Source organism: Streptomonospora arabica (assembly GCF_039531585.1).
GTDB classification, from domain to species: Bacteria; Actinomycetota; Actinomycetes; order Streptosporangiales; family Streptosporangiaceae; genus Streptomonospora; species Streptomonospora halophila.
Genome location: NZ_BAAAQI010000008.1, coordinates 231,809 through 245,539, shown reverse-complemented (window position 1 = coordinate 245,539; position 13,731 = coordinate 231,809). Strand labels below are relative to the sequence as shown.

Annotated in this window: 11 protein-coding genes and 1 pseudogene; 8 read left to right on the top strand and 4 right to left on the bottom strand. The window is 76.5% G+C overall.

Features of this window, described 5'->3' with window-relative positions; translation table 11 throughout:
• Positions 1–50: 50 nt before the first annotated feature.
• Positions 51–812 (top strand): SDR family oxidoreductase, encoded by a 762-nt coding sequence (locus ABD284_RS15660; protein WP_344143918.1) that lies wholly within the window; start codon positions 51–53, stop codon positions 810–812.
• Positions 813–1,834: 1,022 nt separating this feature from the next.
• Here ABD284_RS15660 and ABD284_RS15655 read toward each other — a convergent pair.
• Positions 1,835–2,140 carry a hypothetical protein gene (locus ABD284_RS15655; RefSeq protein ID WP_344143916.1) on the bottom strand — a complete coding sequence of 102 codons (306 nt, stop codon included), beginning with the start codon at positions 2,138–2,140 and terminating at the stop codon, positions 1,835–1,837.
• Positions 2,141–2,149: 9 nt separating this feature from the next.
• On the bottom strand, positions 2,150–2,863 hold the full coding sequence (locus ABD284_RS15650; protein WP_344143914.1) for a TetR/AcrR family transcriptional regulator: 714 nt from the start codon (positions 2,861–2,863) through the stop codon (positions 2,150–2,152).
• A gap of 95 nt (positions 2,864–2,958) precedes the next feature.
• Between ABD284_RS15650 and ABD284_RS15645 the strand changes: the two genes are divergently transcribed.
• Both ABD284_RS15645 and ABD284_RS15640 read left to right on the top strand, forming a co-directional pair.
• Complete coding sequence (locus ABD284_RS15645; RefSeq protein WP_344143912.1) at positions 2,959–5,562, top strand: molybdopterin-dependent oxidoreductase; 2,604 nt, start codon at positions 2,959–2,961, stop codon at positions 5,560–5,562.
• Positions 5,559–6,515 carry an FAD binding domain-containing protein gene (locus tag ABD284_RS15640; protein ID WP_344143910.1) on the top strand — a complete coding sequence of 319 codons (957 nt, stop codon included), beginning with the start codon at positions 5,559–5,561 and terminating at the stop codon, positions 6,513–6,515. Before ABD284_RS15645 ends, ABD284_RS15640 begins: the two co-directional genes overlap by 4 nt.
• A 517-nt stretch (positions 6,516–7,032) precedes the next feature.
• Here the strand turns inward: ABD284_RS15640 and ABD284_RS15635 are convergent.
• Positions 7,033–7,776 (bottom strand): FadR/GntR family transcriptional regulator, encoded by a 744-nt coding sequence (locus ABD284_RS15635; RefSeq protein ID WP_344143907.1) that lies wholly within the window; start codon positions 7,774–7,776, stop codon positions 7,033–7,035.
• A gap of 367 nt (positions 7,777–8,143) precedes the next feature.
• Here ABD284_RS15635 and ABD284_RS15630 point away from each other — a divergent pair, with 367 nt between their 5' ends.
• From ABD284_RS15630 to ABD284_RS25805, 5 genes and pseudogenes are all read left to right on the top strand, one after another.
• Positions 8,144–8,884, top strand: coding sequence for a (Fe-S)-binding protein (locus ABD284_RS15630; RefSeq protein WP_344143904.1), 741 nt, complete (start codon positions 8,144–8,146; stop codon positions 8,882–8,884).
• An 83-nt stretch (positions 8,885–8,967) separates the two neighbouring features.
• Complete coding sequence (locus ABD284_RS15625) at positions 8,968–10,422, top strand: lactate utilization protein B (RefSeq protein ID WP_344143965.1); 1,455 nt, start codon at positions 8,968–8,970, stop codon at positions 10,420–10,422.
• Positions 10,419–11,048: a LutC/YkgG family protein gene (locus ABD284_RS15620; protein ID WP_344143902.1), complete on the top strand. Its 630-nt coding sequence runs from the start codon at positions 10,419–10,421 to the stop codon at positions 11,046–11,048. The genes ABD284_RS15625 and ABD284_RS15620 overlap by 4 nt, the downstream gene beginning before the upstream one ends.
• Positions 11,049–11,354: 306 nt before the next feature.
• On the top strand, positions 11,355–11,540 hold the full coding sequence (locus tag ABD284_RS15615; RefSeq protein WP_344143900.1) for a hypothetical protein: 186 nt from the start codon (positions 11,355–11,357) through the stop codon (positions 11,538–11,540).
• Positions 11,541–11,565: 25 nt separating this feature from the next.
• A pseudogene (locus ABD284_RS25805) lies at positions 11,566–11,739 on the top strand (integrase core domain-containing protein); the annotation flags it as partial.
• 17 nt (positions 11,740–11,756) lie between these two features.
• Here ABD284_RS25805 and ABD284_RS15610 read toward each other — a convergent pair.
• Positions 11,757–13,652, bottom strand: coding sequence for a serine/threonine-protein kinase (locus ABD284_RS15610; RefSeq protein ID WP_344143896.1), 1,896 nt, complete (start codon positions 13,650–13,652; stop codon positions 11,757–11,759).
• Positions 13,653–13,731 lie beyond the last annotated feature (79 nt).

The window sequence follows — 13,731 nt, the reverse complement described above, 5'->3', positions numbered from 1 at the left end:
GGGGCGGCGGGCCCGCAGAGCGGCGGCGCGGGCTGGTTAGTCTCGGGGCCATGAAGATCTCTACTGCATTCGTTACGGGGGCCAGCACCGGGTTCGGCGCGGAGATCGCGCGCCGCTTCGCGGGGTCGGGCGTGCGCGTGGTGGCGGCGGCGCGCCGCGGAGAGCGGCTGGCCGGGCTGGCCGAGGAGTTGGCGCCCCACGTGCACCCGGTGGAGCTGGACGTGCGCGACCGGTCGGCGGTGACCGCGGCGATCGAGGGGCTGCCCGCCGAGTTCGCCGAGGTGGACGTGCTGGTCAACAACGCCGGGCTGGCGAAGGGCCTGACGGGGGCGGCCGAGGCCGACCTGGACGACTGGGAGCAGATGGTCGACACCAACTGCAACGGCGTCATGTACTGCACGCGCGCTCTGCTGCCGGGCATGGTCGAGCGCGGGCGCGGCCATGTCGTCAACATCTCCTCGACGGCGGCCAACCACCCCTACCCGGGCGGCAACGTCTACGGCGCCACCAAGGCGTTCGTGCGCCAGTTCAGCCTGAACCTGCGGGCCGACCTGCACGGCACCGGCGTGCGGGTGACCGACGTCGAGCCGGGGCTCGTCGGCGGCACGGAGTTCTCCGAGGTGCGCTTCGACGGCGACCGCGAGCGCGCGCAGGCCGTCTATGAGGGCACCCGGCCGCTGATGCCCGAGGACGTGGCCGAGACCGTCCACTGGGTGGTGGCCCAGCCGGCCCACGTCAATGTCAACACCGTCGAGCTGATGCCGGTATCGCAGTCGTTCGCGGGGCTGTCGGTGTGGCGCGGGCAGGAGTGAGCGCGGCGCCGGCCGCGGCCCGGGCGCACGGGCCGCGGCCGGCGGGCGCGGGGCGCCGGGCGAAGGCGGGGGTCAGTCCAGGGACTGGACGAAGCGCGCGGCCCCGGCTCCGCTCAACCCGGCCTGCTCGGCGACCGGGCTGACCGCTTCGGCCGTGCGCCGCCGGTCGCGCAGGTTGCGCACACGCGCGGCCGGTCCGGCGCCGGCCGGCCCCGGTTCGGAAGGCTCGGGGAGGGTGGGCGCCGCCGGGCCCGGCGCCGATGGCGTGGCGACCTCCGTGGCGGTGCGCAGGGCGTGGCCGGTGGCCCCGCGCAGCTCCGTGATCGCCTGGCCTCCTGCCCCGGGCGAGGACCGCCCGGGCCCGCTCCACCGCGGGGGCGGGCAGCGGGTGCGGCGGCGCCGGGGGTACGCGGCCGCGACGGCGGCGGGAGCCCTTCACCGCGCCGACCAGCGCGGCCCCGGCGGCGGCGAGAAGCGCGGGTGCGAAAACGCCGGTGTCGACGTCCACTACACGCTCAACCCGGCGACGCGACGAAGCGCGCGGCCTCGCCCTCGCTCTCCCGGCCTGCTCGGCGACCGGGCCGAGGGCCTCGCCGGTGCGCCCCTCCCACCGCAGCCCGCGCACGCGCCGGACCGGCCCCGGCGGCGGCCCCTGCGGTGCCCGCCGCCCGAAGGCCGGAACCGGCCGCCCGGCCCGGATCGCCTCGACGATGTCCGTGGCCGGCTGCAGCCCGCAACCGGTCGCCCGCCGGATCTCCGTGATGGCCGGGATGGTCCTGCCCTCGGCGATCAGCTCGCGGGCGGTCTCCACGTCCTCGGGCGGCACCGGCTTCGGCTCCGCCGGCTCCGGCGGGGTCCGGCCCGGGGCCGACCACGACGCGCGGCTCAGGTCGGCCCGCAGGTACCGCCGCAGCAACCGGGGCAGCCCGGAGACGGCGGCCGGCGCCGCCGCAAGGACCAGCAGGAGGTCGGCGCGGACCGCGAAGACCTCCGGCAGCGGGCCGACGGTTGAAGGCCGCGGCTCAGTCGCCGGCGGACTCGCCGAGGGTGGGCACGCTGCGCCCCTCGCTCAGCGCGTCGACCACGGCCTTGGCCGAGCGCAGGTCGTAGCCGGTCGCCTCGCGCAGCTCCTTGATGGCGAGCACGGGCTTGCCCGCGTCGACGCGCTCTTGCACCCGGTCGAGCACGTCGGCGGGCAGCGGCCTGCTCAGCGGAGCGCCCGGGGAGCTCCGCCGCTCGGCACGGCGCTGCGACTCCCGGTACAGACCGAGACCGATGCCGGCCAAGACGACGGCGGCGGCCGCGAAAGCCCACAGGTAACCGTCCATCCGGCCAGTCTAGGCGCCCTTCGCCGGGCTCCCGCCGCAGGCGCCCAGGTGCGGCGGTCCTCCGGGCTCCTCCCGCCTGACGAGGCCGGCGACCAGGTCGGCCACGAGGGCGGCGAGCTCGCCGCCCTCCTCGGTCTGCAGGCCCTTGCGCGCCAGGTGGCCGGAGCCGGCCAGGGTGACCAGGCCGTGCAGGGCCGACAGGGACAGGATGGCCATGGCGCGCGGATCGCCGGACCGGACGACGCCGGCGCGCTGGCCTTCGCCGAGGGAGTCGACGCTCGCCTGCAGCAGTTCCTCGGCGGCCTCGTGCACGTCGGCGCCGTCGACGTGGGACAGGTGCTCGCCGAACATCAGCCGGTAGTGCTCGGGGTGGTCGACGCCGCTCTGCAGGTAGGCGGAGAAGGCGCGGCGCAGTGCAGCGGGCACCTCCTCCACCGGGGTCTGCGCCGTGGGCAGCGCGGAGACGACGGCCGCGCGCACCTCCCCCAGGCTGCGCAGCGCGACGGCGCGCAGCAGGTCGTGCTTGTCGTCGAAGTGGCGGTAGGGCGCCGCGCGCGAGACGCCCGCCAGCTCGCCGACCCGGCGCATGGTCACGGCGTCGGGGCCGCCGTCGGCCAGCAGCTCGGACGCGGCTCCGATCAGACGCTCACGGGTGTCGCCCGCAGCACCCGCGACTGCGGGGTCGGCCGCGCCGGCCGGCCTCCTCTGCTGAGCTGCGGACATGCCGTGACATTAGGCCACGGAGGTTGACAACGTCAACACCGCCGCCTACGTTGACGTTGTCAACACCGCCTCCGGCCACCTCTTGGGAGCACCGCGTGGGCACCACAGTCAACGGGACGCCGACGCAGATCGGCGCCGACCCCGCAACCACCGCCGCCGAGTTCGTCCGCGACGGACTCGGCCTGACCGGAACCAAGACGGCGTGCAACGCCGGGGTCTGCGGATCCTGCACGCTACTCCTCGACGGCACACCCGCCGCCTCCTGCCTCCTGCCGGCGACCGCCCTGGAAGGCCGCGCGGTCACCACCGTCGAGGGGGTCGGCGACGGCGCGGAGCACCCCGTTCAGCGCGCCTTCGCCGCCCACGACGCCATGCAGTGCGGATACTGCACGCCCGGCTTCGTCGTGGAGGCCGCCGCCTTCGTCGACCGGCACCGCGCCGAGCACGGCGACACCGCACCCACACGCGACGAGATCGCCGACGCACTGGCCGGGCACCTGTGCCGCTGCGGCGCCTACCCGGGCATCTACGCCGCCGTCGCCGCCGCCTGCGCCGGGGAGCACGACGACGCCGCCGCGTCGGCCCCGCCGCGCGCCGAGGCCGCCGAGAAGGTGTCCGGGCGCGCCCGCTACACCACCGACGTGCGTCCCGAGGGCTGCTGGGAGGCGGTGATCGTGCGCTCGACCCGGGCGCACGCCCAGGTCCAAAGCGTCGACGCGGGCGGAGCACCGCAGGTGGACCTCCTCGGCGCCGACCGCACGGTCCGCTACGTCGGCCAGCCGCTGCTGGCGGTCGCCGCGCCCACCGCGGCCAAGGCGCGGGCCGCCGCCGAGCAGGTCCGTGTCGACTACCGCGACCTGCCGGCCGCGGTGGACCCCGCGACGACCCACCGGCCCGAGGCGCCGGTGGTTTACCCCACGCGCGCCGAGCGCGGCGCCGCCCTCACCCACGCCGAGGGCGGCGTGCCGCCGGCCCGCTGGCGGGGCAACGTCCGCGGCCCCTTCAGCCTGGGGTGGCGCGGCGCCACCGCCGTCAAGCGCATCGGCGACGCGGCCCGGCGCGGCGATCCCCGCCTGGTCACCGGCGCGTTCCAGACTCCGGCCCAGGTGCACACGCCGCTGGAGCCGCACGCCTGCGTGGCGCGCTGGGACGACTCCGGCGGACTGCACCTGCACGCCTCGACCCAGTCGGTGATGGCGCTGGCCGAGGCCGCCGCCAAGCACTGGGACCTGCCGCGCGAGCGCGTCCACGTCACGGCCGAGCACGTCGGCGGCGGATTCGGCGCGAAGGCGGGCCTGCGGGTGGAGAACATCGCCGCCGCGGAACTGGCCCGGTCCACCGGTGCTCCGGTGCGGCTGGTCTTCGACCGCGCCGCGGAGCTGACCGACGCCGGCCACCGGCCCGGCGCGCGCATCGAGGTGAACCTGCTCGCCGGCCCCGGCGGCGACCTGGCCGCGCTGACCATGGACGCGTACTCCGACGGCGGCGCCTCCATCGGCGGCACCGTCGCGGTCATGGGCCGGCTGGTCTACGGGCACGCGCCGCGGCGGCTGCGCGACTTCGACGTAGTCACCCACCGCCCGCCGGGCGCGCCGTTCCGCGGGCCCAACGGCGCGCAGCTGCTCTGGGCGCTGGAGCAGTCGGTCGACGACGCCGCCCACCGGCTCGGCGAGGACCCCATCGCGCTGCGGCGCCGGTGGGACGGCAACCGCAAGAGGCACGCGCTCTACGACTGGGCGGCCGCGCTGCCTGTGTGGCGCGAGCGCTCCAAAGGCGCCGCATCGGGCCGGTTCCGGCGCGGTGTGGGCATGGCCGCGGCCAACTGGCTCTACCTGCTGGACCGGTCCACCGCGGTGGACCTCGTGGTCGAGGACGGCACGGTGGTCGCCGAGACCGGGGTGCAGGACATCGGCACCGGCGCCCGCTCGGTGGTCGCCGACGTCGTGCGCGGCGAGCTGGGCCTGCCGGCCGAACGCGTCGCGGTGCGCACCGGCAGCAGCGACCTGGCCTACGCGCCCGCGTCCACCGGCAGCCGCACCACGGCGTCGCTGGGGCCGGCGGCGCGCGACGCCGCGGTGAAGCTGCGCGAGGAGGCGAGCCGCCGGGCGGAGGGCGCCCCGGGCGGGCCGGGCGGTCTGGACGCCGCGGCGCTGGCCGCGCTCGAGGGGGTGCGGGTGCGCGGCGGCCGCCGCCGCGACCGGCGCGGCTACGTGACCCCGTTCTCCCTTTCGGACGGCGGCACCGTGGGCCGCGGGTTCACCGGCGCGGTGCACGTGATGGAGGTGGAGGTCGACACACTGCTGGGCACCGTGCGGCCCACCCGCTGCTGGGCGGGGATCTCGGCGGGGCGGATGTACGCCGAGCGGCCCGCGCGCAACCAGTGCGAGGGCGGCGTGGTGCAGGGCATCGGCTACGCGCTCTATGAGCAGCGCCGCGACGACCCGCTCACCGGGGCCGTCCTGACGGCCAACCTGGAGGACTACCGCATACCCGGGATCGGCGACACACCCGAGATCACCGTCCACTTCCACGAGAAGGGCTGGGACCACGTGACCGGCGGGGGCGTGGGCATCGGCGAGGTGTCGACCATCGGCGTCGCCGCGGCGGTGGGCAACGCCGTCTTCGACGCCACCGGCTGGCGCCCGCACGACCTGCCTATCCGGCCCGACCGACTGCTCGAAGGGATCGGCGCGAAATGAGCACACCAGGGGACGTTGCCGCGGCCGCCGCGGCGCTGCGGGATTCCGCAGCCGAGGCACGGGCCGGAGGCACCGACGTCATGGCGCGGCTGAGCGAGGGGCTGGCCGCCGCCCCCTTCACCGACCTGCACCGGGTGCGGGAACTGCGCGGCGTGGAGTGGCGGGCCGACGGGTCGGCGCGCATCGGCTCCACGACCACCGTCGCCGAGATCGCCGCCGACGCCCGGCTGCGCTCGGCCTACCCCGCACTGACGGCCACCGCCGGCGCCCTGGCCACCCCGCAGATCCGGGCGGTGGCGACACTGGGCGGCAACCTGCTGCAGCGCAACCGGTGCCCCTACTACCGCAGTGCGGCGTTCGACTGCCTGCAGAAGGGCGGCGACTCCTGCCCGGCCCGCGCGGGCGACCACCTGCACGGCACCGCGGTCGACCAGGGCGCGGCCTGCGTGGCCCCGCACCCGTCGTCGCTGGCGGTGGCGCTGCTGGCCTACGGCGCCGACGTGGAGGTGGAGGGTGCCGGACCGCGGCCGGTGGGCGACCTCTACGACGGGTCCGACTCCACCCGCGACCACGTGCTGGAGGCCGGCGCGCTGGTCACCGGGGTGGCGCTGCCGGTTCCCGCTGCGGGCGAGAGCGCCGCCTACCGGCGCGCGACCTCCCGATCGCGCGCGGAGTGGCCGCTGGTGGAGGCGGTGGTGCGGGTCGTGCGCACCGGCGGTGCCGTCACGGAGGCGGCGGTCGCCGCGGGAGCGGTGGCGCGGACTCCGCTGCGCCTGCCGGAGGTGGAGCGGGCCCTCGTCGGAGCGTCGGGTCCCGACGCGGCGGCCGCCGCCGTGGCGCCGGTGCCCGCCCTGTGCTCTCCGCTCCCCCAGACCGGCTACAAGGCGGTCCTGCTGCGCGACACCGTCCGCGACGCGCTGGAACGGGCGCTGGAGCCGCAGGGCGGCGCATAGCGGAGGCGCACCGCCCGCCGAGTGCCGGGCTCCGGCCGGCAGGCGGGTCCCGCGCCCGCCCACCGCTCGCGCGCGCCGCGCAGTAGCGGCGCGGGCGGGCGGCGGGGTGTCCTGGAGGCGCGGCGTGCGTGTGGATGGCGCGCCCCCGGCCGCCCCGCCGCGGGCGGGACCCGCCCGAGCGAGGAAGAAGGACGGCTCCGCCTTCCGGCGGCGCCCCTCGCACAGGCGGCACCTGGCCCCCATGGCCGGCGCGGACCCCGGTGAAGACACCCTCGCCCCCGGGCAGATCGCCCGTGCACCCGGCCATGCCGGACCGCCCCCGCACCCCCGACCAACAGCGGCGACGAACCCACCGGCATCGACAATCAACACCCCGCGACCCACACCAGACGCCCACGGCGCCCGCGCCCCGAGCAAGCACCCCGCACCGCGCCCGCCCAGCACTCCGCGACTCGCACGGAACCCGCCGCGACCTGCGGCCGCCCGCCACGGGCGGCCCCTTCCATGGCCGGTCGGCTCAGCCCTCGCCGGGAGCGAGCCGACCGCGGAGCCAGCGTTCGACCTCCAGGATGTGCGTGGTGGCCGCGGCGCGGGCGGCGTCGGGGTCGCGGTCGCGCAGCGCCTGATAGATGCGTTCGTGGTCCTCGCGCAGCCGGGCGGTCAGCCCGGCCTCGCGGTGGCCGTGCCACACGCGCGCGTTGAAGGTGCGCGAGGAGAGCCCGTCGTTGACCGCCACCAGCGTCGCGTTGCCGGTGATCTCCACGATGGCCTGGTGGAAGTGGAGGTCGGCGGCGACGGTCTCGCCCTCGCTCTCGCCGGTGCCGATCCGGTCCAGGATCGCCGACAGCCGGCGCAGCTGCACGTCGTCGGCGCGTGCCGCGGCCAGGGCGGTGGCGGCCGGCTCCAGCATCCGGCGTACCTGCAGCACCTCGACCAGGGTCTCGCCCTGGGAGATCTCGGCGAGCACGGAGAACGTCTCCAGCAGGTCGCCGGGGCGCAGCCGCGTGACGTAGACCCCGGCGCCGTGGCGCACCTCCAGCACGCCGAGGGTAGTCAGGGCGCGGATCGCCTCGCGCATGGAGCTGCGCGAGACGCCGAGCTCGGCCGACAGGTCGCGCTCGGTGGGCAGGCGGTCGCCCGGGCGCAGCAGTCCGGCGGCGATCATCCCCTTGATGTGCTCGATGGCCCGCTGGGTCACCGGCAGGCGCTCGGCCGGGGCCGTGTCGGCGCCGGCGTCGGCGGCGTGGTCGGGCGTGCTCACCGGTGCCTGCCTTTCGTGGGTCGTGGGTGCGCGCCCCGGCGGCCGGGGCGCATCGCCGCCGGGCGGGTGCCCGCGGCGCACCCCAATCTTGACATCCGAGTCGGACGCGGCGTAGAAGTGGTCGGACCAATCGTACGGAGCGACGCGCTCCTGGCCGGACTGCGCCGCCGTTTCGGTTGGTATGCGAAGAAAGACCACCACTGCCGTCGAGTGGAAATCGGACCACTGGCCACGGCCCGGCCGCAGGCGGAACGGCGTCCGGCAGGCCCGCCGCATTGCCGCGCCGGTGCGGCGGACCCGTCCTGGTGGCGGGGCGGGTCCGGGCGCGCCCGCGCAGCGGCGGCCGGGCCGGAGATCGAGGGAGCGCATGCGGATCGCGTTGTTCATCACCTGCGTGAACGACACCCTGTACCCCAGGACGGGGCAGGCTGTCGTGCGCCTGCTGCGCCGGCTCGGCCACGAGGTGGTGTTTCCCGAGTCGCAGACCTGCTGCGGCCAGATGCACTACAACACCGGCTACCGCCGCGAGGCGCAGAAGCTGGCGGTGCGCTTCGTCGAGACCTTCGCCGACGCCGACGCCGTACTCGCCCCCTCGGGGTCCTGCGCCGCCATGGTCCGCGACAACTACCCCCGGCTGGGCGAGCCCGGCAGCCGCCTCGACCGCGCCGTGTCCGAACTGGCGCCGCGCGTCTACGATCTGTCCGAACTGCTCGTCGACGTCCTCGGGGTGACCGACGTGGGCGCCTACTTCCCGCACACGGTCACCTACCACCCCACATGCCACGGGCTGCGGCTGCTCAAGCTGGGCGACCGCCCCTACCGGCTGCTGAGCAACGTCCGCGGCATCGACCTGCGCGAGTTGGAGGGCTCCGCGGAGTGCTGCGGCTTCGGAGGCACGTTCGCGATGAAGAACGCCGACGTCTCCGCCGCGATGGGCGGCGACAAGGCCCGCAACGTCGCCGCCACCGGCGCCGAGGTGCTGTGCGCGGTCGACAACTCCTGCCTGATGCACATCGGCGGCACCCTGCAGCGCCAGCGCGCCGGAGTGCGGACCGCCCACCTCGCCGAGATCCTCGCCTCGACCGAACAGGAGCCGGCACGGATATGAGCCCCGAGCACCGGACCGGCCGCCGCACCGGCGGCGACCGCTCCCCGGCGGGCCGCGCCGCCGGGCACGCGACGTTCATGGGCATGCCGACCTTCCCCGAGGCCGCGAAGAGCGCCACCGGCGACTCCCAGCTGCGCCACAACCTGCGCAAGGCCACCCGCACCATCCGGGACAAGCGCGCGGGCGTGGTCGGCGAGCTCGACGACTGGTCGGACCTGCGCGCGGCGGGCAAGGCGATAAAGGACCGCACGCTGCGCCACCTCGACGGCTACCTGGAGCAGCTGGATGAGGCCGTGACCGCGGCCGGCGGCCGGGTGCACTGGGCCGCCGACGCCGACGAGGCCAACGAGATCGTCACCGGCCTGGTGCGCGCCACCGGCGAGAGCGACGTCGTCAAGGTCAAGTCGATGGCCACCCAGGAGATCGAGCTGAACGAAGCGCTGGCCCAGGCCGGGATCACCGCCTACGAGACCGACCTGGCCGAGCTGATCGTGCAGCTCAGCGACGACCTGCCCTCCCACATCCTGGTGCCGGCCATCCACCGCAACCGCGCCGAGATCCGCGAGATCTTCCGCGACCGCATGGCGGCCTGGGGCGTGCCCGCGCCGGAGGCGCTCAGCGACGACCCGCGCGCGCTCGCCGAGGCCGCCCGCGTCCACCTGCGTGAGCGGTTCCTGCGCACCAAGGTGGCGATCTCGGGCGCGAACTTCGCCGTGGCCGACACCGGGACGATGGTGGTGCTGGAGTCGGAGGGCAACGGGCGGATGTGCCTGACCCTGCCGGAGACGCTGATCTCGGTGGTGGGCATCGAGAAGATCGTGCCCACGTGGTCGGACCTGGAGGTGTTCCTGCAGCTGCTGCCGCGCTCCTCCACCGGCGAGCGGATGAACCCCTACACCTCCACTTGGAGCGGCGTGACGCCGGGCGACGGCCCTCAGGAGTTCCACCTGGTGCTGCTGGACAACGGCCGCAGCGACGTCCTCGCCGACGAGGTGGGCCGCCAGGCGCTGCGCTGCATCCGCTGCTCGGCGTGCCTGAACATCTGCCCGGTCTACGAGCGCGCCGGCGGGCACGCCTACGGCTCGGTCTATCCCGGCCCGATCGGCGCGATCCTCACCCCGCAGCTGCGCGGCACCGCCTCGGAGCCCGAGGCGTCTCTGCCCTACGCGTCGTCGCTGTGCGGCGCGTGCTACGAGGTCTGCCCGGTGGCCATCGACATCCCCGAGGTGCTGGTGCACCTGCGCGAGGAGGTCGCCTCCTCGGCCGGGCACCGCGCCGAGAAGGCCGCCATGGGCGCTGCCGGATGGGTGCTGGGCGGCGAGCGCCGGCTGGGCGCCGTCCAGCGCGCGACCTCGGCCGTGCGCTCGCTGGCGCCCCGGCGCATGCCCGGGCCCGCGGCGGCCTGGACCGACACACGCGACATCCCCGACATCCCCGCGGAGTCGTTCCGCTCCTGGTGGCGGCGCGAGGGCGCGGCGGAGGACGCGGACGGCGGCGCGGGCGGGGAGCGCGGCGGGCAGGAAGGCGGTCGGCAATGAGCGGCTCCCGCGAACGGGTGCTGGGGCGCGTGCGCGCGGCCCTGGCCGACGTCCCCCGCGGCGAAGGGCCGCAGGACGTCGTGGTGCCCCGCGACTACACCCCCTCCCACGGCCAGGGCGATACCACGGCGCTGCTGGTCGACCGGTTGGAGGACTACAAGGCCGCGGTGCACCGCACCACCGCCGAAGGGCTGGCCGGCACCCTCGCCGACGCCCTGTCGAGGCGGGGCGCCCGGCGCGTCGCGGCCCCCGACGACGCCCCGGCGGACTGGTTTGCCCGGGTCGGGGCGGAGATCGTGCGCGACAGCGCCCTGGACGTGGCCGGGCTGGACCGGATGGACGGCGTGGTCACCGGGTGCGCGGCGGCGATCGCCGAGACCGGCACGATCGTCCTGGACGCGGGCGAGGCCCAGGGCCGGCGGGCGCTCACACTGATCCCCGACTACCACCTGTGCGTGGTCGAGCTGGACCGGATCGTCGCCGGGGTCCCCCAGGCCCTGCCGCGCCTCGCGCCGGAGCGCCCGCTCACCTGGATCAGCGGTCCTTCGGCGACCAGCGACATCGAACTCGACCGCGTCGAGGGCGTGCACGGCCCGCGCACCCTGGAGGTCGTCATCGTCGAGTGAGGCGGCGGGCGCGGGTTCGCCCGCCGCGCGGCGCCTCCGCCGCCGTCCGCGCGGGACCACAACGCACTCGCCGTGTTCGGCCCCTCGGGGCGTGCGCCGATCATCCGGCGCGTCGGGACAGCACAGCCGGCGCCCCGGTCAGCGGCCCTGATCGCCCATGACCCTTGATCCCGGGCGCCCGACAGCTCCCATCGACGATCGAGCTGTGATGTCCCGGCACGTCGCCTGCGGCAGCGGTTGAACAAGAAGAGGGGCTTCTGATCCCGGTGTGGATGTGACGTCCGCACCGATACTCAGGAGGCCCTCATGTGCCACCGTAACCCCCCGCCGCCCCCACCAAGAACCACCTGTGCCGGGTTCCTGCGCCGGGCCATCGCCTGGTTCACCGGCCACGGCGTGCCGGTGCAGCGGGTGCTGACCGATAACGCCTGGGCCTATTCCAAGGCCGCCTGGAAGCCCGCCTGCAGCGAACTGGGAATCCATCCGCGCTGAGGCCCGTCCCTAGCGGCCCCAGACCAACGGCGAGGTCGAGCGGTTCCACCGCACTCTGCTCCGGGAGTGGGCCTATGCGCGGCCCTACTCCTGCGGCGAGGACCGCCAGGCCGCCGACCCGGGCCTTCTGGACCGGTACAACTATCACCGGCCCCCTGCCGGGATCGGCGGCCGCACTCCCGTCGGCCGGGGTTGCTAGCTCGCGGGCGTGCACGGCTAGCCCGTTCCGCGCTCGGTGCAGACCTCGTCGGAACGGGCGATCTCGTCCACGCTCAGCACGGCCACGACCGTGAAGCAGTACTCCCGGCTCGTGTTCAGGCCGCTCACGGTGGCCTCCGTCTCGCCGGGCCCGGCGTCGGCGAGGTTGGCCGGCGTCGTGCCCACCGGTCCGCCGATGACGTGGTGCGAGGCGTCTCCCCCGCTGTTGTCGGTCCACGCCACGACCACCGCGTCGCCGCTGTCGTCCAGCGTCACACCGGTGGGGGCCGCCGCCGGGTTCGTGCCCGCTGCCGGCGCCGGCGGGCCGCTGGGGCCGCCGGAGGCGCCCGGCCCCTCCTCCGGGGCGGACGAGGGGCCTTCACCGGCGCCGGCCTGCTCCATGAGGTCGCCGCCCAGGCCGGGGCGCAGGATCGCCACGGCGCCGACGGCGACGACCACGAACCCGATGGCCACGACGGCCACGGCGATGTAGAGCGGGCGGCGCCGCACGGGCTGGGCGGGAGCCGCGGGGGGCGGCGCCGGAGCCTCCGGGGCCTGAGGCGGGGCGAACGTCGGACCGGGCTCCTGCGCCGCAGCGGAGGGGAGCCCGCCCCCGCCGCCCCGCGAAGCCGCTTCCGAGCCGTGTCCGGACGGGCCGGTGCGGGGGCTGTGCGTACCCGTCCAGCCCGCCAGTCCCGCCCAGGCGTCCTCGGGCCGCTCGCCGGGCACGGCCGGACCGCCGCCGGCGGCGGCCGATCCGCCCGTGCCGCGCAGCGTGTCCACGGCCTCGTGAAGCGCCCACTGCGCGGAGCCGTCGCCGGCGGGGCCGTGAGCGGGGGCACCCGCTCCGCCGCCGTCGGCGGCCGGGCCAGATGCGGCCGCCTCGTGCCCGGCCGGGTCCGCCCCCGGCCCGGGCGCGCCCTCGCCGGAGGCGTCCCATCGCGAGCCGGGCGTCTCCGGTGCCGCGCTCGCGCCCGCGTCCGCTGCCGCGGCACCGGCGGCCCCGGCCCCCGCCGCGGCCGCCCGCGCTCCGGCCGCCGCTGCGGAGCCGACCGCGCCCGCGTCCGGCTCCCGCGCGCTCTCCCCCGCCGATGCGGCCGGCACCGCCGCTTCGCCGGCCAGCGCGGCCGCGAAGCCGGCCGCGGTGGCGTAGCGCTCCTCCGGGTCCTTGGCCAGCGCCCGCCCGAACACCGGGCGCAGGGCGCCGGGCAGGTCGGCGCGCGGCAGCCGCGGCGGAGCGGCGCCGAGCGCCTTGTCGCGGTACTCGAACGGGTCGACGCGCTCCTGCTCCGGCCCTTCGCCGAAGGGCGGATAGCCGGCCAGCAGCGTCCACAGCGTGGAGGCGAGCCGGTAGACGTCGGAGGCCGGAACGGCCGGCTCGCCCCGCAGTGCCTCCGGCGGCGCGTGCAGGACGGCGTCAGGGTCGGGCCCCGGCGCCGGGAAGGGCTCCCCGATCGGCCGCACCGCGCCCGCGTCGGCCAGCAGCGCGCCTGCGGAGCACCGCAGCAGGTTCGCCGGCTCCACACCGTGGTGCAGCAGCCCCTGCTCGTGGACGGCGTGCAGTGCCGACGCCGCCGCAACCCCCGCGCGCACCACCTCCTCCACCGGGAGGGGGTGGCGCCTCCTCAAGTTGGCGGCGTAGTCGCCCTCGGCGCAGTAGTCCATGGCCACGAACGCGCGACCGGAGGAGGTGCGGCCGCGGCCCAGAACCGCGACCACGCCCGGGAGCCGGGCGAGGTCACGCAGCCGCTCGATCTCCGCCTCGCCGCCGTCGTCGCGCATGACCTTCAGCGCGGCGGGCTCGCCGCCGCCGTCGCGCAGCGCTCGGTAGACGGTGGAGGCGGCGCCGCGGTGCACGACCTCCAGGGAGTGGAAGCCCGGGGCCAGGCTGCTGTCGTGCTCCGCGCCGCTCATCGGCGTCCTCCATCTCGCTGGTCGCGCCGGCGTGCCGGTGCGCGCAGTGTCCCGGGCGCGGCCCCGGGCGCCGGTCGGT